Source organism: Alteromonas sp. Cnat3-28 (genome assembly GCF_022348265.1).
In the GTDB taxonomy this organism is placed as follows: Bacteria; Pseudomonadota; Gammaproteobacteria; order Enterobacterales; family Alteromonadaceae; genus Alteromonas; species Alteromonas macleodii.
In genome coordinates this window covers 1-23383 of record NZ_JAKREY010000014.1, presented here as the reverse complement: position 1 = coordinate 23383, position 23383 = coordinate 1, and the positions used below count along the sequence as shown (strand labels likewise).

General features: G+C 45.3%; 22 protein-coding genes. 14 read left to right on the top strand and 8 right to left on the bottom strand.

From position 1 onward, the window contains the following. Positions 1–34: 34 nt before the first annotated feature. Positions 35–2788, bottom strand: coding sequence for a choice-of-anchor B family protein (locus tag MHM87_RS14310; RefSeq protein ID WP_239259744.1), 2754 nt, complete (start codon positions 2786–2788; stop codon positions 35–37). 83 nt (positions 2789–2871) lie between these two features. On the opposite strand from MHM87_RS14310, the gene MHM87_RS14305 reads away from it, so the two are divergent. From MHM87_RS14305 to MHM87_RS14295, 3 genes are all read left to right on the top strand, one after another. Continuing rightward, positions 2872–3681 carry an MbnP family copper-binding protein gene (locus tag MHM87_RS14305; protein ID WP_239259742.1) on the top strand — a complete coding sequence of 270 codons (810 nt, stop codon included), beginning with the start codon at positions 2872–2874 and terminating at the stop codon, positions 3679–3681. Beyond that, a complete protein-coding gene (locus MHM87_RS14300) occupies positions 3672–4802 on the top strand; it encodes an MbnH family di-heme enzyme (RefSeq protein ID WP_239259740.1) in 1131 nt (376 codons plus the stop codon). Before MHM87_RS14305 ends, MHM87_RS14300 begins: the two co-directional genes overlap by 10 nt. 154 nt (positions 4803–4956) lie before the next feature. Next, a complete protein-coding gene (locus MHM87_RS14295; protein WP_014948463.1) occupies positions 4957–5286 on the top strand; it encodes a hypothetical protein in 330 nt (109 codons plus the stop codon). Positions 5287–5334: 48 nt separating this feature from the next. Here MHM87_RS14295 and MHM87_RS14290 read toward each other — a convergent pair whose 3' ends face one another. Continuing rightward, complete coding sequence (locus tag MHM87_RS14290; protein WP_014975806.1) at positions 5335–5994, bottom strand: hypothetical protein; 660 nt, start codon at positions 5992–5994, stop codon at positions 5335–5337. 312 nt (positions 5995–6306) lie between these two features. On the opposite strand from MHM87_RS14290, the gene MHM87_RS14285 reads away from it, so the two are divergent. The 9 genes from MHM87_RS14285 (at position 6307) to MHM87_RS14245 (ending at position 14238) form a co-directional block, all read left to right on the top strand. Continuing rightward, positions 6307–6633, top strand: coding sequence for a DUF3718 domain-containing protein (locus MHM87_RS14285; RefSeq protein WP_014948465.1), 327 nt, complete (start codon positions 6307–6309; stop codon positions 6631–6633). A gap of 152 nt (positions 6634–6785) precedes the next feature. Beyond that, positions 6786–7547, top strand: a complete 762-nt coding sequence (locus MHM87_RS14280; protein WP_239259738.1) for a LytTR family DNA-binding domain-containing protein — start codon at positions 6786–6788, stop codon at positions 7545–7547. Positions 7548–7685: 138 nt separating this feature from the next. After that, on the top strand, positions 7686–8087 hold the full coding sequence (locus MHM87_RS14275; RefSeq protein ID WP_239259736.1) for a CidA/LrgA family protein: 402 nt from the start codon (positions 7686–7688) through the stop codon (positions 8085–8087). Then, positions 8084–8794 (top strand): LrgB family protein, encoded by a 711-nt coding sequence (locus tag MHM87_RS14270; protein ID WP_014978487.1) that lies wholly within the window; start codon positions 8084–8086, stop codon positions 8792–8794. Before MHM87_RS14275 ends, MHM87_RS14270 begins: the two co-directional genes overlap by 4 nt. 366 nt (positions 8795–9160) lie before the next feature. Continuing rightward, positions 9161–10156, top strand: a complete 996-nt coding sequence (locus MHM87_RS14265; RefSeq protein WP_014975809.1) for a response regulator — start codon at positions 9161–9163, stop codon at positions 10154–10156. Further along, entirely contained in the window at positions 10156–10668 is a 513-nt protein-coding gene (locus tag MHM87_RS14260) for a PAS domain-containing protein (RefSeq protein WP_014948470.1), read from the top strand. Before MHM87_RS14265 ends, MHM87_RS14260 begins: the two co-directional genes overlap by 1 nt. Before the next feature lie 111 nt (positions 10669–10779). Further along, positions 10780–12558, top strand: a complete 1779-nt coding sequence (locus MHM87_RS14255; RefSeq protein ID WP_239259734.1) for a DUF1566 domain-containing protein — start codon at positions 10780–10782, stop codon at positions 12556–12558. 2 nt (positions 12559–12560) lie between these two features. Further along, complete coding sequence (locus MHM87_RS14250; protein ID WP_239259732.1) at positions 12561–13133, top strand: DUF1566 domain-containing protein; 573 nt, start codon at positions 12561–12563, stop codon at positions 13131–13133. A gap of 310 nt (positions 13134–13443) precedes the next feature. Next, entirely contained in the window at positions 13444–14238 is a 795-nt protein-coding gene (locus tag MHM87_RS14245; RefSeq protein ID WP_239259730.1) for a YggN family protein, read from the top strand. 101 nt (positions 14239–14339) lie between these two features. Here MHM87_RS14245 and hemW read toward each other — a convergent pair whose 3' ends face one another. The 6 genes from hemW to MHM87_RS14215 all read right to left on the bottom strand — a co-directional run bounded on the left by hemW (position 14340) and on the right by MHM87_RS14215 (position 20809). Then, complete coding sequence (gene hemW / locus MHM87_RS14240; protein WP_239259728.1) at positions 14340–15479, bottom strand: radical SAM family heme chaperone HemW; 1140 nt, start codon at positions 15477–15479, stop codon at positions 14340–14342. Further along, positions 15472–16074: an XTP/dITP diphosphatase gene (locus tag MHM87_RS14235; RefSeq protein WP_239259726.1), complete on the bottom strand. Its 603-nt coding sequence runs from the start codon at positions 16072–16074 to the stop codon at positions 15472–15474. The genes hemW and MHM87_RS14235 overlap by 8 nt, the downstream gene beginning before the upstream one ends. 220 nt (positions 16075–16294) lie before the next feature. Further along, entirely contained in the window at positions 16295–17521 is a 1227-nt protein-coding gene (gene srmB, locus MHM87_RS14230) for an ATP-dependent RNA helicase SrmB (RefSeq protein WP_014948476.1), read from the bottom strand. A gap of 73 nt (positions 17522–17594) precedes the next feature. Then, positions 17595–18308: a hypothetical protein gene (locus tag MHM87_RS14225; RefSeq protein WP_039224696.1), complete on the bottom strand. Its 714-nt coding sequence runs from the start codon at positions 18306–18308 to the stop codon at positions 17595–17597. Positions 18309–18582: 274 nt separating this feature from the next. After that, the gene (locus MHM87_RS14220) at positions 18583–19617 is read right to left on the bottom strand and encodes a WD40 repeat domain-containing protein (protein WP_239259724.1); all 1035 of its coding nucleotides are present in this window, start codon (positions 19615–19617) and stop codon (positions 18583–18585) included. A gap of 10 nt (positions 19618–19627) precedes the next feature. Beyond that, entirely contained in the window at positions 19628–20809 is a 1182-nt protein-coding gene (locus MHM87_RS14215; protein WP_179982546.1) for a CCA tRNA nucleotidyltransferase, read from the bottom strand. Positions 20810–21029: 220 nt separating this feature from the next. On the opposite strand from MHM87_RS14215, the gene MHM87_RS14210 reads away from it, so the two are divergent. Both MHM87_RS14210 and MHM87_RS14205 read left to right on the top strand, forming a co-directional pair. After that, entirely contained in the window at positions 21030–21941 is a 912-nt protein-coding gene (locus MHM87_RS14210; RefSeq protein ID WP_014948480.1) for an AAA family ATPase, read from the top strand. Beyond that, positions 21934–23235: a general secretion pathway protein GspB gene (locus tag MHM87_RS14205; RefSeq protein WP_239259722.1), complete on the top strand. Its 1302-nt coding sequence runs from the start codon at positions 21934–21936 to the stop codon at positions 23233–23235. The genes MHM87_RS14210 and MHM87_RS14205 overlap by 8 nt, the downstream gene beginning before the upstream one ends. Positions 23236–23383 lie beyond the last annotated feature (148 nt).

Sequence of the window (23383 nt, the reverse complement as noted above, 5' to 3'; positions counted from 1 at the left end):
CACGCCTCGCTGGTAGCTTTGTGATTTGTTTGCTTTATTTTTGTTCACTAAGCTGCAGTTTATCTGCCTTGTTAGGCAATTTAATACGGCGCCATCCAAGCGCCAATACCAAACCCAACATGCTAAACAGAGTCGTAGAACCGCCTCCACCAGAGCTATTTGAATTAGTATCCGTTGGCAAGCTCACTACACTTTCCTTCACGGTAACAGTAACGGTGTCGCTGGTGCTAACTCCAAACTCATCCGTTGCAGTTAACGAAAAGGTTAAATTGCTTTGAGATGATGGGGCGGTAAAAGACATGGTTAATGTATCTGCATTTCTGATGGTAACCGTGTCGCCGGCGGTTTGCGTCCATTCTACGCTTGTTAACGCGCCTTCGGGGTCTTGGGCGCTTCCCGTTAATTCAACGCTGGCTCTTACATCGGTTTCAACATCTGTTCCTGCGTTTACCACAGGGGCTTGATTGCTCTCATCGTCTTTTATCGTAATCAGCGTTTCTACCACACCACCTAGAAGATTGGTGTCTTGTGCAGCAAGCACTAAACGGAATTGTTCGTTGTCTTCTTCGGTAGTATCGTTAACAAGCGCTATATTTACAGTCTTCGAACTGGTATCGCCGTCGCTCCAAGTTAGCGCGCCGCTTTGGCTGACAAAGTCTTCATCGCTCAGTGCTGTCCCGCTTTCCAGTGAATAATTCACACTTACTTCGCCTTCACTTCCACCTTGGCGAACAATGCTTAACGCAAATTCAGAGTCGGTCTCTAAAACAGCGAGTTCGCCAGCGCTTAATTCAATTTTTCCTTGTTGGGCAGCACCGTTAATAGTGACTTGAGCATAGCCGCTACCAGAGGCGATACCTCCTCCTTGCGGGTTAAATAGTCTAACGAAAAATACCTCATTGCTTTCGTTATCTTCATTAGCACTTACGCTTAACGTAATATTTTTAGCCTGTGTTTCAGATGCACCCCAACTGAGTTCTCCAGGCGCTAACATTACATCACTGCTGGTGGCTGAACCCGCTATTACTTCATACGCAACTGTCATAGCCCCGGTACCTGTCTTATTAACAGGAAGGCTTAAGGTTGTATCAGCATCCGTTTCATAATTAGCCTGAGAGAAGCCCGCAACTGTTGTTGCGCTTAACGTATTGTCTTTTAATACAAACAAACCGCGCTGAATATCACTAACCAAAATATTACCGCTAGGTAGAAACGGGTATACGCCCCACGCACCATTAAAGTTGGTGCTGTTAAAAGCAGGGTAGGTGTCGAAAAAGCCTGCTTCTACAGGCGCGGTAGGATCTGAAATGTCTAGTACCGTTAAGCCACGCTCATAGTTAGACATATAGTAGCGGTTACCTCTTACGTAGCCATTGTGATCGATAGTGCCGTTGTCACTGGTCCAAATGCTGGCAAGCACAGGTGTTGTGAGTGATGAAATATCAAAAATCATAACCCGGGTATTTAAGCTGAAGTTTCGCTCGTCCAACTCATCGTGTACAAAGGCGTACTGCTTGTCTTCACTAAACCAACCGCTATGGGTGTAGGCAACCTCGTTATAACTAATACTACTTAGTTCAGAGGTACTATTTGTGTTCGTGTGATCCCAAAGGCGCATTGCATCTTCATTGAAGTCAAGCATAACCGTACATCCATCAGCCGTAGCATTCACACAGTCAGTTTGCGCTCTTGCGTCGGTAACGCGCATAGATGACGCATCATGCGTATAGTCGGCACGTGTGAGACCGCTAGGTATGTAAGACGCGGTTGGTGTTTGAGGTGAGGTTAGCGTATATGAACGAAAGGCTCCGCCGTTACTATCCTGGCCAACCAAATGCAACTGAGGCGCAGCGTCATTTAACGGTGTGTTTAGCGTGTAATCTACGTTAGAGATGTAGATATTGTGTGCACGGTTATCGTCGTTAATCCGCTTCGTTAAGCTAATACCATTAGGGAGGTCGTTAAGGTCAATGATGGTAAAACCTTCTGTTACGCTATCGGCACTGGCATAGGCATACGCTTTAAAACGCCCCGCAGCGCTATCGAAATACTGATAGACCTTAATGTCGCGCCATGTCGTACTTTGACCGGTAATTTCACCCACTACTACCGGCGCTGTTGGCTCGGTTACATCTACAACGGCAATGCTGGCCTGCATGCCAACAATGGCATATTCTCTACGGTTGTTTAAATCGACGTGCCCCCAAATATCGTTGGTACTATTTGATACCGACGACAATACGTTAACAGGTACGTTAGAGAGTAGATCGATATTGCTGCATGGGAAGTCGGCAGCCGTGCCATCTGTGCAAGCTTCATTTGCACTGACTTCGGTACTAAGGACCATGTGCGATGATGCCTGTGCTTGAAAGGAAGACGCGGCTTTTCCGTCAGTTATACTATCGAACCCTTTTTCATTAAGGGCTTCTGATAAATAGGTAGGCACATTAACTAGTGTAGTTTTGTGCAAGGCAGGCTTCTGTGCCTGGTAATGATCTTCACGAGAAAAGCCTCCTAATACGGGTAAAAGACTGTCGTTTAGAACTTGTGCATGCTGAGCGTTGTCGAAATAATATTGGCCTTCAGCAACGAGAATTTTGTCGCCTTTATTGGCCTGTCGCGCGGCATAGCTCAACGTTTTACAGGGCCTGAAACGGTTGTCACACTTGCCCGCGTCCACGCCGTCTTCGGCAACAAAACGCGCTTTGTCATGGTCTGTGTGTGCTTGTGCACCTTGACTCACAAATGCTAAAAGCAGCACTATTAGCGTTAATGGGAATGCATTCATCTTGTCGTCCGTGCAAGTGTGTAATTAGAAAAAGGTAGTTTGTATAAAAAACTACCAGATATCCAAAGGAAGTACATACGTAAATGAAAATGCCTTTTCGCATGAGTGTCATGCCTTCGTTACTCTTTGCGGTGCTAGTGTCGTTAACCGGCTGTGATGTCATTAACCTCAAAGGAAGAGAGCCTGGTGAAATCCCGTTTAAGTTGGTGGGAGTCGATACGGGGGCATGTCCAATGATCATGAGTATTGGACAACAGCGATGGAATATAGATTACTTCGGTTTTTACCTTAGCAAGCCAGAAGTGCGCATTGATGGTAAGTGGCAGCGAGTTAAGTTTAAACAAACCCAATGGCAGACGCCGAATATAGCATTGCTAAAGTTTCACAATAAGTGCAACAACCCTGATGATGCCAATAGCAAAATTGTATTAGATGTATCGGAAGAGCTTTTAAAGCTGTCCACAAACTTGCGCTTCACTATGGGTCTTCCCTTCGACGATAATCACGCTAACCCGCTTACACAGCCTTCGCCATTGAATGACAGTACAATGTTTTGGAGCTGGCAAAACGGTCATAAGTTTTTGCGACTGGATGTGTCTAAAGGCTCAGAGGAAACACGCAAATGGTCTTATCATTTAGGTAGCGTGGGTTGCGATTCTGAATCAGCAGTCAGGCCACCTGAAAAATCGTGTGCTTTCACAAACCGGGTGGAGTTTATTCTGCCGATGACCCAGCTTGATACTGATTTAGATTTGGAAGTATCGGTGTCTAACATTGTCGCGCAAGTTGATATAAACGAAGCGCCAAGTTGTATGTTCGAGTCTCCTGAAACTGAGCCATGTAAAAAGCTTATTCAGAATTTAGTGCACAGGCCTTGGATTAAGTGGCAGTAGCGGCACGTTTAATTTGCACTAGAAGGCGAGCTCTGCTCGCTTTCAAGGCGGCAATTATCGCGCTTGTTGTAATGATTTTAGGAGCGTGCAGTAAATCGCCCACGCCTTACACTTGGAATTTGCCTCACAATATTCCACCGCCTCCCGTTCCCGCAGACAATCCTGTGACCGAAGAAAGCGTAATTTTGGGAGAGAAGCTTTTCTTTGATAAGGGCTTAAGTGCTAACAACACGGTTTCATGCAGCAGCTGCCATGAACCAGAGCATGCTTTCTCTGAACCTAAGACGGTTTCAGTAGGCGCGAATGGAGACGCGCTAAACCGTAACGCATTAGCGTTAGTAAACGTGGCTTATAATGCATCCTTCACTTGGGCGCATAACAATTTAGAAAGTATAGAAAAGCAGCTGATGATCCCGCTTTTTAATGAACATCCTGTGGAAATGGGCGTTACGGGAAATGAAAAGCGTATATTAAAGCGCTTTGAGGGCAGCGAATATCGAGCGCTTTTTGAAGCGGCTTATGGTGATGATACACCCAATTTAAACAATATTGTAAAGGCGCTTGCTAGCTACGTGAGAAGTTTAGTGTCGTTTAATAGTGCTTTTGATAACTACGCTTACGCTCAAGATGACGATGCACTAACCGCCCAGCAGCTTGAAGGTTTGAATCTGTTTTTTTCAGAACGCACTGAGTGCTTTCACTGCCACGGAGGTCTGAACTTCACTCAATCGTCGAAGCATAGTTTTCAACCTTTTGCGGCTCAGCCTTTCCACAACACTGGCCTGTATAACGAAGATGGGAAGGGCAGTTATCCGGAATCGGACATGGGGCTTTACAGCGTTACTCACAATAAACAAGACATGGGGAAGTTTAGAGCTCCTACTTTGCGCAATATAGCCCTTACTGCGCCCTACATGCATGATGGCAGTATTGCCACCCTTGATGAAGTCATTGAGTTTTATGCTCGTGGGGGAAATCTGGCTGAAAGCCCTAACCCTTACCGCAGTCCGTTCATAAAAGGCTTTACGATTTCTGAAGATGAAAAGGCGGCGTTGGTTGCATTTTTGCGCAGTTTAACCGACGAGCAATTTGTAAAAACACACACTACACGCAAAAATTAGCGATTTATTGCTCATTTTGTGTAATTTATGTTTATACTTTGCACACATATATCAACCAAATGCTTATGTGCTGATTGTTAACATCGTGATAAACTCAATCACTTACATTCTTTGTTAATAACTATAAAGCAGGTGAGCGGTCGCGGAGATGAGAATGACTGAAAAACCCTTCATTACAAGTGGTCGAAATACCATCATTCATAAAATAAGAAAATTAGATCTATTGGTGATCAATGGTGATGAACATCCGCCAATTCTTGTTACTTATAAAGGTATTAAGCAGTACGAAGGCAAAGTGCCTGAAAACAAGCGCGATGCCAAGATGATGGACATGGAACTAGTAGATGTAACTACTAGCGATGTGTTTGGCGACGAAAAAACATTATTGTTCGTACAAACCCTAAATGGGAAAGAGTATAAAATCGATTACTCTAAAATTGGGACGAGCATGTTTATTAAGATTCACCAAGACAGTATTTTCTAAAACTCACCTTACCCCATATTGGGGTAGATGTGTTTTTAATTAATGGGGTTAGGCAATCTGGCCCCAGTTATCTGCCTTGAGTGAATTGAACCCTCCAATTACCCTTCCTTTTCCTTTAAGCTGTACGTAACGCTTTTTGAAAATGTTAAACCGGCAGATGTCCACTGGCGTGACTTCCGATGCATTTACGCCACTTACAACACCCGCAGTCTCCAACCCCTCAGCAATTAACTCTGAACAGAACCAGCTATTAAAATCTTCTTGATTGTAGCTTATGCTGCCGAACAGGGGATGTTCATCAATCGCGTCCACTGCTGAGCCGAATAGCTGTAGCACGTCGTAAGGTTTCCCGTCTTGTTCAAACATGAAGTTAAAGAAGTCTCGCTTATTTTGCTCAAAGATACTTCTTGACGCGCTAGACAAGGGCAGCCACCAAATATCACCGTCATAAGATGCTACACGCTCGCTTAGTCTATTGGTCATTACCCCTCGCTTTCCTTTATACGATGTAGCTTCCATGACTTGATTAAAATATCGATTAGAATCTTCATCGCGCATCTTCGTTTGCATAACTATTGCCACATGCGTTACCGCAGAGCGCGTAGTGAGTTTGGTCCAACGAGAAAATAAGCTATTGCCACCAAATGCGATGATGTCACCAGGCTGCATATGCTCTCTAATAAGGTGGTACTGTTGCTGCTCTAACATGGCTCTTCCTTGAATACGTGTTAAGAAATTAGATTATTGTCTGCACCGCTAGGCGGGCAAGAGTATTTGCTTATGGTTTTCCACTTTGCAATGTATGCATTTATAAGAATGTTGCAAAGTGTGTGTTAAGTACGACTAATAACAGTTTAGACCGATTATTAAACCTTAGCTTTTGTGTACTTGTCGCAACGTCTCAAATAGCGGTGCTTTAACGTTTTTATAGCGTGAATTTTACAAAGTTTCACTAATTTAATGGTGCGGGGACAAAAGAGGTAGTCACCGCGTTGCCGAATATTATCAGAGGAACTTGTTATGTTTATGTCACGCCGTGTTACCCAACTTGCTTTACTAGGAATAACCTTGTCGCTTACTGCAACAGTAGCGAATGCCGCCCCGTATCCCAAGCATGTAGAAAAAAACTTAATTGCAGTGTGTGAAGCGGTAAAAAGCGATAGCCGTTTGCGATTGCATCGCGCCGTGAAAGCGACGGGTTTTAAAATGCGATATATCCATGAAGGATTAGTGTGCAACGGGCAAGACATGCTTACTTTTGCACTTACTCATAATGCATCTAAAAACGCACAGCTGATTGCTCGTCGCATTAATGCTAGCCCTAGTGTACTAACAGCAAAACGCTAATGAAGAGTTTTCTACCCTGGCGATTGGGCTATGCAGCTTATAGCCCCTTTTTCGCTTATTTTTACTTTTCGCTGTCTACATCCCATCACTTATTAAGACTGGGATAGATAACACTGACAGCTATTACTGCTTGCACTTGCAAGGGATCGCAGATGATCGCACTGGTTTTTTTACACTCTGTTTCTATGCAAAACTCACTTTGCAAAATGCTAGAAAAGCTAGACGTATTCAGTCACGTTTATGGCGCACAATCTGTAGGCCATTGTCTTGCGTTAGCAGAGAAATATCCTCAGTCCATCGGTTTCTATTCAGTCTCACAGTCAAGTCGAAACCTTGCATCACGATATTGGCTTGCAGTAGGAAATAAAGACGAAGAAGCGCTGTTAGCTTTTTCTCACAACGCGTCAGGATTTGTTAAATCACCACTTGAAGAATCCCAAGTATTAAACGCTATAGAGCATGTCAAAACCAAGTACCATTTTTATGAACGGGACTTTCAATTCAATATGCTGGTTAAGGGACTTTGTGAACAATATGGGGTGTCTGAACCTGCGCTTCTAGCTACATTGCGCCAGCAATTGAACAAAAGTGCTCAGCCAAATGTTGTTGGGATACGCGCTGAAAACGGGTGGTGTTGCTTAAATCCAGCAGAGATTAAATGGATTGAAGCTGCAGGTGACTACATGTGTGTTCAAACGCTCTCAGAAAGCTACGTTGTCCGCACCACCTTGTGTGAATTACTTAAGCGTTTGGGAGAGCAGAATTTTAAACGCTGTAACCGCTCTGTGGCGGTCAACGCAAAACATATCGCGCACCTCGAGCAAAAACTCAATCAGCAGCGAGTTGTCATGCAAGGTGGCGAAGCGTTCAAGATTACTCACAAGTATTACTATCAGTTTTGGCTAACAGACTGAACGTCAAATCGCATTTCAGTGCAACATTCTACTATACGACCATGGTACTGCTGGTGGTCTAACTCGCTTATCGTTACACTTACTCACTGAATTTTGGGAATAAGTACTAGGACCTGCTAGGCCTAATAAGGAGCGATAGTGCGAGATGTAAGAAACATGATAGTGGGCGCAGTTTTAGTGTTTGCTGCTTATTATCTTGGGCTAGTTGTCGTTAATGTGAGTGCCCTTCCTATTCCAGGCCCATTAATGGGCTTATTCCTTTTACTCGCGATGCTTTTTCTTTTTCCTCAGCTTGAGGTTCACACGGCGCGCTTTGTTACTTTTCCCTTGAAGCATATGTCCTTACTGTTTATTCCAGCCGTACTTGGTGTATCTATTTATTGGGCTGACATTCAGTCCAATGCACTTGCCATTGCTATCGCGATTATTGTAACGACCTCGATAAGTTTAGGGATAACTGCTTGGTTTTCGCAGCAATTGTTTAACAGCAAAAGCGGCAGCGGCTCAGATGTGGCAAACAAGGGTGGAAAGCAAGAATGAAGGAGGCTCTACATCAAGCATTTAGCTTAACGGGGTTATTGTGGCTTAGCGTTTCAATAATTGGCTACATTATTGCCCTTTGGGTGAACAAAAAATGCAAAGGTCACCCGCTAGCGCATCCCATTGTCGTTACCGCGCTGATTGTGTCAGCTGGCCTTTATTTAACTGAAACAGGGGTTACTGAGTATCAACAGGCGGCTTCTTTGTTGCATTGGTTGCTAGGGCCTATCACTGTGGCATTAGCACTACCCATTTACAGACAATGGCAAAAGCTAAAGCACTACGGCTGGCGGTTAATGGCGAGTATTGCTTTTGGTGGCATACTCGCGCCTTTCACCGCGTGGCTTACTTTGTTTGCACTAGATGCACCGCGTGCAATACAAATTACCATGTTAGCTAAATCAATCACCACGCCCCTTGCTATGGAGTCGAGTGCGCAGGTTGGCGGCATTCCCGCATTGGCTGCCGTCTTTGTCATTGTGACGGGTGTAGTTGGAGCCATTGTGGCTACTGGTGTGTTTGCGGTCCTCAATGTACAAAATCGACAGGCGCAAGGTATTGCTATGGGCACGGTGGCCCACGCAATTGGTACAGCCAAAGCTATTCAAATGGGGGAAGACGTGGCGGCGATGGCGACTCTGGGCCTTTGTGTAAATGGTATATTTACTGCGTTGGCACTACCTGTCATTTTTGGTTTCTTTGTTTGAGAGCTTTTTTCGTAACTTGGCGTTCTATCTATTGGTTGCGATTTAGCCTGACCAAGCCTGCAATCACCCGCCTCGACTAAAAGGTGCACAAGCTGCTGTAAAAACGCGTAGCAAAGAATCAAAGCGCCGTGATGTTTGTAAGTAAAAACGTGCTGGCAATATTCCCCAAAAGTGCTATTTCTTAGTGAGGTGTTTCGTATCACTATATACATGGTATCTATTCAAACAAAAAGTAACCGGGTTACAGCGAAGTGTAAGTTAACTCAAATCGTTACTTCAGTTCACAGTAGTTGTGCCGATACAATTGAAATTGCTAGAAAATACCGGCGGTAGCTGGTTTCAAAAGCTAGGTGGTAAAAGAACTTAATGTTTTCTGTACTCGTATGTGACGACTCGTTAGTTGCGCGCAAGCAAGTGGCTAAATGCCTTCCTCAAGATTGGGAAGTGGCCGTACATTTTGCGAAGAATGGTCAAGATGCTCTATCGGCTCTCGCTGAAGGAAAGGGCGATCTTCTATTGCTCGACCTTAATATGCCCGTTTTAGATGGGTACGGCACATTAGAAGCAATTCAGAAACAAGGTCTTAAAACCAAAGTTATTGTTGTGTCTGGTGATATTCAGCCTGAAGCTCATGAAAGAGTGACATCGCTTGGCGCTTTGGACTTTATTAGAAAGCCGGTGGATCCTAAGAAGCTGGCCGAGGTACTAGATAAATTCAACATTCTTCATGTTGAAGAGGAAGAGCCGGAAGAAGTTTCACCGCTAGATCCTGAAATCCGCGATTGTTACCAAGAAATCACTAACATAGCCATGGGGCAAGCGGGGGATCATTTAGCCCGCACCATGAACGTGTTTGTTGAACTGCCTATTCCCAACGTTAATTTAATTGAAGTGTCTGAACTTCACATGATGCTTTCTGATATTGAGAGCCATGAGCAAGTTACCGCTGTATGCCAAGGCTTCTTAGGGCCAGGAGTTAGTGGTGAGGCGTTGTGTATTTTGAGCGACTCAAGCTTTGACGACGTGGCTAAAATACTCAATGTAGAAGGCGAAGTTGATGATCAGCTTCAGTTAGAGCTGCTTATGGATGCTGCGAGTATTTTGATTGGAACCTGTTTAACAGGGCTGGCCCATCAAATGGACATTAACTTCAGCCAAGGTCACCCCATTGTACTTGGTCAACATCGTGCCATCACTGAAATTATCAGCATGAACCAAATAAAGTGGAAGCGAACCTTGGCGATTGAGCTTAGCTATGGCTTGGAAGGCTACAATGTTCAGTGTGATTTGATTTTGTTGTTCACGGAAGAGTCTATGAAAATGATGAATTCTAAACTCGCCCACTTGTTGGAGGATTTTTAATGAGCCAGCATTTAGATGAGTTACAAGAATTTCACTGGATGATGGACATGCTACAAACGGTAGACGTTGGCATTGTCGTACTAGACCGCAACTTCACCGTGCAAGTGTGGAACGGTTTTATGGAAAGTCACAGTGGGCTTTTGCCGAGTGAAGTAAGAGACAAAACGTTATTTTCGTTATTTCCCGCAATCAAACAAGACTGGTTTATTAAGAAAGCTAAGCCCGTTTTCGACCTAAAAACCCGTGCCTTTATGACATGGGAACAACGCCCTTATTTGTTCAAGTTTCCAAACTACCGGCCGATTACAGGTAGTGAGTCATTCATGTACCAAAACATTACACTTTCTCCTCTTACTTCTGCGACGGGTAAGGTGGATTTTATCAGTATGATGATTTACGACATGACTGATGTAGCGGTAGGTAAAAAGCAGCTAGAAGCGCTACAAGTAACAGTGTCTGAAGCGCAAGAAGCAAGCTCACAATCAGATAGAGCAAAGAAAACCTTCTTATAACCGCTACGTGTAACCCGTGAGAGTATATTGTTTATCTTGCGGTTCTATCTACATCAAGTTTTTACTCGCACTGAGCATAGAACAGCGGCACAGAGTGCGATGGGAGTACGTATGCAATCAAGTTCGTCTTCATTTTCAAGCTACCTTCCTCGCACCGTAATACGCGGGCTTGCAGTTATTGGTGGTGCTTTCATTCTAGCAGCCTGCGGTGGTGGCGGAGGCGGAGATGGTGACTCTAGTGGTGGGGGATCTGGCAATGGCAACTTAGTTGTTAATGCAGGCGCTAACGCTACCGTAACGGAAGGCGTGACCTATTCACTAAGTGCACAAGTGAGTGGTGGTGATGGCACGTACACGTACAACTGGAGCGCTTCTCCATCGCTGACCATTACACATGAAGACACCAGCGCTTCTGCAGCGAGTTTCGTCGCGCCGTTAGTTAATAGCGCCACTGAATACACGCTTACCGTCTCGGTAAACGATCAAAGCGGTAATACGGCTAGTGACTTCACGGTAATTACTGTTGCGCCGGTAAACATAGCGCCGGAAGCAAGTATTGATGTGCCTGCGTGGGAAGGCCTTCCAGCAAATACTTTCCCAGGCGGTGTTGAAATTATTTTTGATGGCACGGGAAGCAGCGATACTGACTCATCTACGTCCGATGGCGAAATTGCCGATTATGTTTGGTCTCAAACCAGCGGCACTAACGTTATTACGGGGGTGGAAACGAACCTTTCTACCTTAACAATTACTACGCCTATCGCTAACGAGTCTCAGGAACTCACTTTTCAACTTGAAGTAACTGATAGCGAAGGTGCAACAGACGTAGACACAGTGACAATCTCAGTGCAGTCTGAAACCGAGACACTGCCTGTGGTTGATGCAGGCTTCTCGCAAGGCGTTTTCAGTGGTGAGGTGGTTATTTTGGATGGTGAAGCAAGCACCAGTATTCCCAGTGCTTTACCGCTTACTTATTCTTGGGAGCGCAGTAACAACGTTACATCTAACAATGGGGCAAACACGGGAGTGGCAGCTCGCCCAGTAGATGACAACGATGCACTATCTACGTTTGCTATTGCCCCTTCCGTATCCACCGCGACTGTGGTGGCCTATACACTTACTGTAACAGACGCTAACAACAACAGTGTTGAAGACACCATTAACGTTAGAATACGCCCCATGCCGACGCCGCTATTGAACGACACGGGATTTTTGCAGCAAGCCACAAATAATGCGTTAACAGAGGCACAGCAAAATGATTTTCCTGGCCAAGACGGACAACGCGGAGCTGATATTATTGAACAGAACGGCTTAATTGAAAAAGCTGGGCGTGGTAAAGCCGGCTTCGACTTTACCCGTTTAAATGCCAATGGCGACGAACAAGACGCCAGCGCAGATACGTGGTCGTGCGTTCGTGACAATGTCACCGGATTGGTGTGGGAAGTTAAAACTGACGATGGGGCATTTCAAGATAAAGACTACACCTATTCTTGGTACAGCGAAGAGGTAAATGGCGGTTTTGAGGGCGACCAGACAGGCGCGAATGCAACGTGCTTATTAACCAGCTGTAATACCTCTGCATATGTACAGGCGGTTAACGCACAGGGGCTGTGTGGTTTTTACGACTGGCGGCTACCTACTCACCATGAACTCTTTTCGTTAATGCATTTAGGCATTGCCGACGACGTGGCCATTGATGAAGATTACTTTCTTAACACCGGTGCAGTCTCTACCGAACCCCTATGGTATTGGACCTCAGTGCCAAGTGCTGATGGGGTAAACAGTGATGATGCACAAAATGCATGGGCATTGGATTTTGATTCAGGTGTCGATAACTTTCTTAATAAGTCATCAGCGGCGCGTGTTCGTCTTGTAAGAGCAGGGAGATAGTCATGAGCAATAAAGTTAATAAATCCGCTCAACGCGTACTGAAAAGCGCAGTGCTAACTACACTCAAAATGGTTGCGGCCTCGACGTTGCTTGCTAGTGCATCGCTTTCAGCTTTCGCTCAAGAGTGCTTGTCTGATGGACTAGAAACCACGCCCAACGATAACTTTGAAGCAGTGACTACCAGTACTTTGTTGGATACCACCACAGTTTTAGTATGGAGACGATGTTCCGAAGGGCAAACTTGGGACGGCTCAACTTGCAGTGGTGAAGCGGTGAAGTATACGTGGCAGCAGGCGCTACAACTTGCGCAGCAGGCGAGTAACGAAGACCTGCTAGGATGGCGCTTGCCCAACGTTAAAGAGTTGGCCACCTTAACGGAACGCGACTGCGTACGCCCGGCGATTAATAGCTCGCTTTTTCCTGCAACGCCGCCAGATGATTTTTGGACTTCTACCCCTTCGGCAGATGATCCAGACAGAGCCTGGGTTGTTGCATTCTTTAATGCGAGCCATTCGATTAAAGAGAAAGACCGTTTCATTTACGTACGATTGGTGCGCACCTACACCAACGAATAGGTGTAGATAAAGATCTACACCGCTTCGTATTAGTCTTTCGTCTAGTATCTGACCCTTAGACTTTTTATCAACAAAGCACGCTCTATAATGCGTGCTTTGTTTTTTGGTTTGAACGTCAATTTTAAAGAAAATCGACACTCTTGCTTAGAGCCTGTCGACCTTTGGTGAATAACAAAAGTCTACAGGCCCTAGTATCAAGCTGCGTTTTGAGTAGATTGATAATATCGACATGTTCAACCTGATTTTTAGCACGTTAGACTCATGATGGCTTTTTATTTCCCAGTAAGCTAGCCACAATGTTGGTATGAAAATGATATCGAGCCTTAAGGCTGCCCTTTTTACAATTTGTTTATTCGCTGGACTTAGCACATCGGCGCAGGCTGAATATACCTGTAATATCGATTTTGCTTACGGTATTGCCGTTAATAACGAACAGCTTCGCGTAATGGATAAAACCCGCACCGTAGTTCAGATTAATGACCAAAACCAGCTTTTTGTAGGTGGACGTTGGCAAACCTTGAATGAGCAAGAACGGCAGTGGCTAGAAGAGTATTCTTCAGGGTTACACTATGTAGTACCAAAAATGATTATTTTGGCCACCGAAGGTGTAGATTTAGCTATTGATACCATTGAGCATGTTTACCTAGGCTTAGTAGGCAGTGATCACGACAGCTATGAGCGTTTGAATGCTGCTATGAAGCGTGTTCAAAACCGCGTGAAAGATAAATTCAGGCATGCCAGTGATCATTATTTTATTGGCCCAGGATCACTGGAAAGCGTTGATGAATTCGTGGATAGTGAAATTGAAGCGCAGCTTGAGGAAGCAATTTCTACCTCAGTAGGCGGTATATTATCGGCAATCAGCGGCATTAACACCGGAAGTGGCGAAGTAAATCAAGAGAAAGTAGCGGAAATTACTCGTCAGCTTAATAACGTGGGTGAGCACCTTGATGTAGGTGATAAAGCTACGACATTGCGTAAAAAGGCAGAGTGGTTTTGTGAAAAGCTCAAACGCTTAGACGTAGCGGAAGAGAACCTTCGAGCAAGTGTGCCTGCATTCAAGCCTTACAATATCATTACGCGACATGATAAGAGTGAAAACTAGTTGAAATAAGTATTACGTGTACTAATTCTGGTTAAAGACTGAAAAGCCTGCGTGAGCAGGCTTTTTTGATCTAGCTTTTTGGTTGGCTCTAATGGGCAAGATTATACGAAGCACGACAGCAGAGAGTTGAGATATCTACGTCCTTTAGCAGTTACCTGCCAGTGGCTATCTGAAATAGAAAGCAGCCCTTGGTGATGAGCATCAGACAGTGCGCGTTTAACGTCATCCGTTAACTCAGTACCTGTGAAGTCACTAAAATCACTCATCGGGCAAGGCTCAACTAAACGAAACCTATTCATAAAAAACTCAAACGGCAGGTCGTCTGCACTAACCAGCGTTTGCGTATCTAAATACGGTCGGCTCATTTCCATGTAGCCTCTTGGATGCTTCACTTTAACGGTACGATGAATTATGCCGTTAGCGGCATCGGTAATCTTCCCGTGCGCACCGCATCCAATACCTAAGTAATCGCCAAAACGCCAGTAATTCAGGTTATGGCGGCATTGATGCCCGGCTTTGGCGTAGCCTGAAATTTCGTACTGGTGATAGCCTGCACGCTCTAAGAGGCTGTGGCCTTTTTCCTGTATTTCCCACAGGATGTCGTCGTCTGGCAGTTCTGGCGGCTTTGAATAGAAAGGCGTGTTTGGCTCGATGGTAAGCTGGTACCACGACAAGTGGTAAGGCGTGAGCTCAATGCCTTGCTTCAAATCTGCCATAGCATTCTCTACGCTTTGTTCAGGTAGACCATGCATGAGATCTAAATTAAACGTAGGTAGTCCCGCGCTGTGTGCTTGTTTTACCGCATTTTCAGCTTGGCTCTCATCGTGGATACGGCCTAGCACTTTTAAATGCTTCGGCTGAAAGCTTTGAATGCCCACCGATATTCGGTTTACGCCTGCCTGATAAAAGCCCGCAAACTTACCTGCCTCGACGGTGCCTGGGTTGGCTTCCATGGTTATTTCAGCAGTGTCGCTTAAGTTAACCCGCTGTTTGACGCCGTTTAAGATGTCAGCCATGGCCTCGCTTGAAAACAAACTGGGCGTGCCACCGCCTATAAAGATTGTCTCGACAGGGCGGTCGCCAATGCGTTTGGCATCAATGGCTAAATCGTCCAGCAGGTGCGCCACATATTCTTTTTCGGGTAAATCAGATTTAAGCCCGTGAGAGTTAAAATCACAGTACGGACACTTTTGAACACACCAAGGAATGTGGATATAAAGGCTAAGCGGTGGATTACGCAAAAGTCGCTCTCATATTATCAAGCAAAATCGCTAAGGCGTTGCCGCGATGGCTAATACGGTTTTTTTCGGCTTTCTCCAATTCTGCCGCAGTGCAGCCATGAGTTGGCACGTGAAATACCGGGTCGTAACCAAAACCGTCGTTACCAGAGCGAGCAGTTAAAATTTCGCCTTGCCATTTACCTTGGCTAACTAATGGTACTGGGTCGTCAGCATGGCGCATAAACACTAATGTACAGAAGAAATGCGCTTTACGCTGGGTTTCGCCATCTAGGGCAGCTAATAGCTTGTCAATATTGGTGTCATCAGTTGCATCAGCGCCAGCATAGCGGGCTGAATAGATACCGGGTGCACCGTCAAGGGCGTCGACTACTAAACCTGAGTCGTCAGCAATAGCAGGGAGGCCTGTTACTTGTGCCGCATGACGCGCTTTAATAATGGCATTTTCAACGAATGTTGTACCTGTTTCAGGCACATCAGATACACCTAATTCTTTTTGCGCCACAACGTCTACGCCGTAATCTGCAAATAAGGATGCAAACTCTCGCACCTTGCCTTGATTACCTGTGGCTAAAACAATTTTTTCTGGGAATTTCATTGTGCCAGACTCCTCGTTTTTTCTTTGCTCCTGAAATAAGCTTGAGCACATTCATCGGGTTACTTTAGGTTATTCAGGACGAAGGTTGGGAGTGGTTTGAGCAAACCCTCTGCCGCAGGGATGCGGCAGCGGAGCGCACATGGATGTGTTTACCGCGTGTTTGCGAAAGCCACTCCCAACCTTCGGCCATCGCATCGCTCACCCTCTACGTGCTCGAGTTTTACTTTTTCTTTTTAGGCTTAGCTTTTGCCTTGGCTTTGTCTTTGGCCTTTACTTTTTTCTTTTTGGGGCCAATCTTAGGCGTTTTGTTTTTAGGGCGTAGCTCGTCAATAACGCGAGCTTTAAGTGGTTCGCCCATGTAACGTGCGGTTTTGGCTACCATGTCAAAATCGTGGGCCTCAACCAAAGATATTGCAGTACCTTTGGCGCCAGCGCGGCCGGTTCTGCCAATGCGGTGAACATAAACGTCGGCTTTGCGCGGCATGTCGAAGTTAATAACATGGCTCACGTTAGGCACATCAATACCGCGGGCAGCAACATCCGTTGCCAGCAAGATAGGTACTTCACCACTTTTGAAACGGGCTAGCGCTGCAATACGTTTGTCTTGTGGCATTTCACCCTGTAGCCAGCACACTGGAATATCTTTCGAGGCTAAGAAGTCCTTAAGCATTTGCAGGCGTTCGCGGGTTTTCACAAACACAACCGCTGACGTCGTTGTTTCTTGCTTCAAAATATTCACCAGCAATGCTTGCTTGTGATTCATGTCGTCAGCAAGGTGATACCACTGATGAATTTTGTTCTTCTCTTTGCGCGATGGGTTCGCTTCAATCACTTCAGGATTGTTGAGAATGTCATGAGCGAAAGTCTTAACGCCTTTGCCTTCAAGCGTGGCAGAGAACAATAGGTTTTGCTTGCGCCAGCGCGCTTCGGCAGCAATTTGGTTAACTACCGTTGAGAAACCCATATCCAACATGCGGTCAGCTTCATCAAGAATTAAACACTCGATATCACGGCAATCTGCGGCTTCTTTTTCGATATGCTCAAGCAAACGACCTGGCGTGGCCACAAGAATATCGAGATTCTTGCTTAAGGTTTCTTTATCGGTACCGTAGTTAATACCACCGGTTATTACCCCGCACACAATTTGTGTATGCTTTGTTATGGCTAGGGCTTGTTCATAAACCTGTAGCGCTAACTCGCGGGTAGGCGTTAGGATCAAAATACGTGTAGCACCAGGCTGTCTGCGCGGATAATCAAGTAAAAACTGGCATGCAGGCAATAAGAAAGCGGCTGTTTTACCAGTACCTGTAGGAGCAGAGGCCAAGATATCTCGTCCATCCAACGCATGCGGGATAACCAGTTCTTGAATGCTAGTTGGGGTTTCAAACCCCATATCGGCAGCTGCGTGACACAGTGCTTCGTCTAATTCGAGTTCTTCGAAAGTCATAGTATAAAAAACGCTCTAAATGAATGGGGCGTATTGTAGCATTGCTATACCAAAACATTGAGAAAAACTGGCGTTAAATTCGCACACCGTAGGTAAATACACATTCTGACGCTAACGGGTTGGTACTGTTGGCGTTAAGTAAGTGCAAGTGCGTTAAATCGAGCTTACTCACTTTATCCTCACTTTCAACCCGTGAAATTTCGAAGTAGTAGTTGGCGTACGGTGAATTTGGTTCTTGAAGCTCTAGGTAAGGAAACTGGCGATACTTCCATTTACCCTTTACATCTTCTGAAGATGTGGGCGTTTGAAGTGTGAGGGTATACGTACCGTCTTTATACAGCGTGAGGCGCTCGCCGTTACCACATCCATTGGCGATATAGCTATGGATAAGATCTTGGGCAAGGAGGGTTCCGTGGGGGCGATTGCCGTCAGGAAACACGAACAGCGCCAAAGAGTTTTTAGTATACCAATGATTGCCTTGAGTGAGCGATTGGACACGGTTTATAGAGTAACCCGCATGCTCTGCGATGCTAGTGGTATTGTCGATTGCTTCTGGTGATTGTAGCAGCAATGAATAGAGCAACGTATTTGTAGACACGGATGTAGGAAAATCAAAGTCGTTCACTTCAACATTCAAGCCTTGATCCGTTAACTGTTCAGATAAGGCTTGAACTTTGGACGGCTCAAGATATTTGCCATAAAGGTAGACGGTTGGGGGGCTTGCACATCCACTAACTACAAGGGTAAAAGCTAAAGTTATAAGGTACGTTATTATTGTTTTTTTCACTTAAGAATCTCCAAGCCGATGCCAGATTTTTTCATTTAAAAGGGCGAATTGTTTGTTTAAAGCGAAGCGCGCTTTGAAGTTGTTATTTAACGAGCTGCGAACAAGCAACGAATAACTAGCGAGCAACTGTTGCACAAGAACGCACAAATATAGTTAAGGATTACATTTGTAATCTAAGTTAGATAATAGCGACATGCTTAAGTTGTGTAAACGAAAAATTGTTAGCAAGAAGGTGGGGCAAAGGCTGTGAGGGACGGTACAAGCATAAGGTATATCACAGTGATGTAACCAGTGCGCGGTAATCCCAGCTTTGAAGCACGCCATCAGAGGAGAGGGTAACAACATCACCATCCTTGTTAAGTGTAATAGCGTGAGTGGTGGCTTCGCTTGAGTAGCGTTTAATTTCCCATGAGGCTATCTCTTCGCCAGAGATAGCATGCCATAGCGTCACTACTGATTTGGGTGATGTTGTCATTAGGTAGTCACCGTTTTCTAAAAATAACCCTTTTCGGAAAAAGCGGAAACGTTCCATAAATTGTAGTTCAGACATCACTTCATGGGTGGCGAGATCAATAATTTCGTGGCTGTTCAGCGCATCAGATATAAAAGCTCGCTGAGCTCTATTGTCTAGCACTGAAGCGGTAACTCGACTGCGATATTGCCTTTCCAGCAACACATCGTTTTTGTCTAAATCCCATAGAAACCAGCGCTTATCTATCCCTCCAGAAAACGCATAGTCATTAGAAAAATAGCCTACATGAAGCACTTTCATTGTATTGTGCTGGTATTGCAATGCAGTACCGTTATCAAAATTTAGTAGCAATACGGTACCGTCGGTCATACCAACTAGTGCGCTGTCACCATGGTGAGATAGGGAAGTTGATGACGCTGTGGCGCCGGGATCTTTACCACTAAAATGCCAACTACCTACCACATCACCTGATTGCAAGTTAATCAGTGTAGTGCTCCAATAGCCTGTGAGCGCTAACCATGCCTTGTCTTTGGAAAACGTAATGAGGTGCAGTGACTCTTCATCAAGCACGTCACTATGCCACTTGTAGCGCTCTCGTTTTTCATCAACATCCCAAACAGAAACAGAGGAATCGTCAAAAATGAATGCCGCAAGACGGGCATCGTCTGAAAGCGCAGCATTCCTCACTGGCTCTTGGGTAAAGCGAAACTCGTGAACAGGTAATACGCGCGTCTCTTCAGTGCAACCAGAAAGCGCAAGGAGAACGGTGCAAAGTAAATAAAAAAGTGGTGACGCTAAAGGTGAGAGAAAGCATCCGTTCGTTTTTCTTTCGATCATTGCTTTACCACTATTGATTATTAATCGAGGCAATAGCAGATAACTTTGCTTGGTTAAGCGCGTCTTTTATTTCGGGGCCTTTAACGCCGGTGGCAATGATGTCTTGCACGTTCACTTGTTTGGCGGCAGCTAATGCATTTTCGATGCGCTTTTGTTGTTCTTGCCAATCTACGCCTTTGCTATGAGCATAAGGCGCAAAAGCGCTAAGCAATAATGTAAAACGCTCCTCTCTTCTCCATGCATCACAGCCATTGAATAAGGCGAGGAGGTCGGCGGGAGAGTTCTGCATAGTCAATAGAAAATCTTTGAATTTGCAGGCAAGGATGACAATCTCACTAACTTGGTTCTGCACTTTCAGTCGGCTACATAAGTGCTTCGCATCCTCCTCACCAAGGTGAGAGAGCAGAGCAGTAAATCTTGTTATCAGCCTAGCGGTTTCTGAATTGCTGCTGTCAGGTAATGGGGTTTCTGAACCCGTGTCTTTAACAAAGCTCTCATTTTTAGCCTTTTCTAGATCTACCGCCGTTTTTAATGTTGCCAAAGCAGTATCTAAGTTACTTTCAAGCTCAGTAAACCAGTCATTAAGACCGTGGGCTTGGTTTAATACAGTGAAAAAAACATGCGGTGTTTTCTCTAAAAGACTACGCTTTGTTTCTTGCCATACCCGCTCAGCACTTAGCGTGCTTAACTCGCCGCTTTGCGCCATAGACTGCATAAGTGCCATGGTTTCAGTGGCGATAGTAAACCCTAAATAAGCATAGCGGGTTGCAAACCGAGCAACGCGAAATACGCGTAGAGGGTCTTCACTAAAGGCTTCAGATACGTGGCGAAGTACGCGGTTTTCTAAATCTTTTTTACCACCATAGGGGTCGATGAGTTTTCCATAGTTGTCTTGCGCTATCGCATTAACGGTAAGGTCCCGGCGTAACAAATCTTCTTCCAACGTCACCGAGCTTGACGCATCACATACAAAACCGGTGTAACCTTTTCCTGACTTACGTTCTGTACGTGCAAGTGCGTATTCTTCCTGTGTTTTAGGGTGTAAAAAAACAGGGAAGTCTTTGCCTACTTGGGTAAAACCCTGGCTGAGCATTTCTTCTGGCGTGGCGCCCACCACGACATAGTCGCGTTCAACAACTTTTCTGTTTAACAGTGCGTCACGCACTGCGCCACCAACGAGATATACTTGCATGCTCTTCCAACGATTTTTTAGTCAGTAATACTTTTTTAGATTGGGAATACATCGACTTTTGACGTGTAACGAAAATCAACCTTCCCAAGGTAACAGAGGCGCAGTATAGCAATGTTACAAATAAAATTCGTAGCCACATCGTTATGCGCTTTCACTTCAAGGTTGCGTCTGGTAGTTTAATCGTCGTCAAAAATTAAAACATATAGGCGCTTCAGCAACCATGTATTTGAACTACTTCGGGTTAAATGACAATCCTTTTTCGATTGCGCCTAACCCCGATTATTTGTATATGAGTCCAAGGCACAAAGAGGCCTTGGCCCATTTGACCTTTGGCCTTAGAGAAAGCGGTGGTTTTGTAATGCTCACCGGAGAAGTGGGCACGGGAAAAACAACGGTATCGAGAAAACTGTTGCAGCAGCTACCCGATAATACGCAGGTAGCCATGATTTTGAATCCTACCTTATCCGCCCTTGAGCTATTAGCAACGGTTTGTGATGAGCTAGGCTTGGCTTATACACCTGAAAAAGCAAGCCTTAAGTATTTCACCGATTTGATTTTGTCTAAGTTAGCAGAGAATCATCAGTCAGGCATGAATACGGTACTAATGGTTGATGAAGCGCAGCATCTGTTGCCCGAAGTACTAGAACAACTTCGTTTATTGACCAACCTAGAAACCAATCGTGAAAAGCTGTTAAAGGTGGTATTGATAGGTCAGCCTGAATTACAGCAGTTGTTAAAGCGTAACGAATTACGTCAGCTGGCTCAACGCATTACCGCTCGTTATCATCTGCTGCCCTTAACTGCGCCTGAAGTTAGTGCTTACATAGCACACCGCTTGAGCGTGGCTGAAGGTGATATCAGTATTTTCAGTAAGTCTACATTGCGCGCGGTGCATCAAATTACTGGTGGGATTCCAAGGGTAATTAATTTGCTGTGTGACCGAGCGTTAACCTTATCTTTTACTAAGCAGCATGCGGTTGTGCAAAAGCCTATATTCTTGGCCGCGGCAGAGCAAATTCTAGGTGAAGATGTTGTCAGTCAGCGCGTGCAAAGCCAGCGTAAATGGTATCTCGCATCGGCGTTTGTTTTGGCCATCATATTCGGCTACGGGTTAGGGAGTTTGTATGTCTAATATCGTCGCCATTGACCATTTAAAACCCGGTATGGTGATTGTTCAAATTACCAAGCAAAATGGGCCAGTTAAAATTAGAAAGTCGGGTTTAGTGACAAGCGATGCTATGGTGCAGGGCTTGTCTGAAATGGGCGTGCAAGAGGTCGAAATAGATCCTGAGCAAACCGTGGAAATAGCGCCGACAGTTCATCATAGAACTCAGACCCAAGCTTTGCTTCGGGGCGAGCACGACACTACCGCCAAATTTGATAAATCCCTAAACGAGCAGTTTAATCGAAGCTTGTTCTTACCCACAGTGGAAGGGCTTCCGTCAGCATGGAAGCTTTATACCAAGCAAGTTGCGCTTTTTGCCGTCGTTATTCTTGGCGGGTTATGCATTGGCTTTTCCGCCGCTACGGCAAAACGCTGGTGGCCAATGCTAACTGCACCCGCTTCTGTACCGGTGGCAGACTCTGAAAGCTCAGTTTCACAGGTTGAAGCAAGCGGAGGCGCTTCAGCGCTTACGACCACGCAAAGTAGTAATGAAGCACCAGGCACTTCAAGCAACAAAAGTGAACAGGTATCTTCTAACATTCAGGGAAGTGGGCAAAGCGCAGGTTTAAATGAAACTGCTAACACGGCGGTAAATGCAAACATGAGTAACGGCGGTGCAGCTCAGCAAGGCACGCAAGCGAACGCTATGGTAAATAACCAGTCTGTTGGCAACTTAGCTGCAACGCAAAATACTGATTTAGGTGCAGTTCCAAATACAAACCCAATCACAAATACAAACCCAAACACAACAGGTACTCAGAATCGCTACAATAACGACGTGTCCCAACGTTCTGGCGCCGAGCCAAGTAGTGGATATGAGCGTAGCTCTTCAACAGATTCAAGACAAACTGAGGCATCAGCGGACTACGAAGGGAAAGTATTAAACGAAGCTGCGTCTCCATCTGACGTATCCGTGTCACCAGAGCTCATGGCGCGTTTTAATGCTGCCGTTGAAGCGCTAGACTCAAAGGCACAAGATAATACACCCGCTGAAGCGCAAGCAAGGGTGACGGTTAAAGACGAACTACCCCGTGTAGATCAGTTACCCGTTCGTTTGTTAACACGACTTCCTACCATGAATTTTAGCGCGCATATGTATGCGTCTCGTCCTGCCGATAGATGGGTGAGAGTCAATGGCCGTCAAATAGGTGAGGGCGACTGGATTGCCGATAGAGTGCAAATCGTCAATATTGAAGCGCAACGTGTGGTGCTTGCTTTCGAAGATGAGATTTTTACTATGGCAGCATTAACCGATTGGTAATTACTATCTGTTAGTTACAAAATGTGTCGTCCTAATATAGGTTGACAGTTATTAGGCCAGCTCTCGAAGCTGGCCTTTTCTATTATGCACTGCGTTAGGCGTTTCCATATCTAATGCTAAGTGCGGTCTCATTTCATTGTAAATATTG

Coding starts and splice junctions, on each gene's coding strand:
- MHM87_RS14310 (WP_239259744.1), bottom strand. CDS start 2,788: ATGAATGCATTCCCATTAACGCTAATAGTGCTGCTTTTAGCATTTGTG.
- MHM87_RS14305 (WP_239259742.1), top strand. CDS start 2,872: ATGAAAATGCCTTTTCGCATGAGTGTCATGCCTTCGTTACTCTTTGCG.
- MHM87_RS14295 (WP_014948463.1), top strand. CDS start 4,957: ATGACTGAAAAACCCTTCATTACAAGTGGTCGAAATACCATCATTCAT.
- MHM87_RS14290 (WP_014975806.1), bottom strand. CDS start 5,994: ATGTTAGAGCAGCAACAGTACCACCTTATTAGAGAGCATATGCAGCCT.
- MHM87_RS14285 (WP_014948465.1), top strand. CDS start 6,307: ATGTTTATGTCACGCCGTGTTACCCAACTTGCTTTACTAGGAATAACC.
- MHM87_RS14280 (WP_239259738.1), top strand. CDS start 6,786: ATGATCGCACTGGTTTTTTTACACTCTGTTTCTATGCAAAACTCACTT.
- MHM87_RS14270 (WP_014978487.1), top strand. CDS start 8,084: ATGAAGGAGGCTCTACATCAAGCATTTAGCTTAACGGGGTTATTGTGG.
- MHM87_RS14265 (WP_014975809.1), top strand. CDS start 9,161: ATGTTTTCTGTACTCGTATGTGACGACTCGTTAGTTGCGCGCAAGCAA.
- MHM87_RS14260 (WP_014948470.1), top strand. CDS start 10,156: ATGAGCCAGCATTTAGATGAGTTACAAGAATTTCACTGGATGATGGAC.
- MHM87_RS14255 (WP_239259734.1), top strand. CDS start 10,780: ATGCAATCAAGTTCGTCTTCATTTTCAAGCTACCTTCCTCGCACCGTA.
- MHM87_RS14250 (WP_239259732.1), top strand. CDS start 12,561: ATGAGCAATAAAGTTAATAAATCCGCTCAACGCGTACTGAAAAGCGCA.
- MHM87_RS14245 (WP_239259730.1), top strand. CDS start 13,444: ATGATATCGAGCCTTAAGGCTGCCCTTTTTACAATTTGTTTATTCGCT.
- MHM87_RS14235 (WP_239259726.1), bottom strand. CDS start 16,074: ATGAAATTCCCAGAAAAAATTGTTTTAGCCACAGGTAATCAAGGCAAG.
- srmB (WP_014948476.1), bottom strand. CDS start 17,521: ATGACTTTCGAAGAACTCGAATTAGACGAAGCACTGTGTCACGCAGCT.
- MHM87_RS14220 (WP_239259724.1), bottom strand. CDS start 19,617: ATGATCGAAAGAAAAACGAACGGATGCTTTCTCTCACCTTTAGCGTCA.
- MHM87_RS14215 (WP_179982546.1), bottom strand. CDS start 20,809: ATGCAAGTATATCTCGTTGGTGGCGCAGTGCGTGACGCACTGTTAAAC.
- MHM87_RS14210 (WP_014948480.1), top strand. CDS start 21,030: ATGTATTTGAACTACTTCGGGTTAAATGACAATCCTTTTTCGATTGCG.
- MHM87_RS14205 (WP_239259722.1), top strand. CDS start 21,934: ATGTCTAATATCGTCGCCATTGACCATTTAAAACCCGGTATGGTGATT.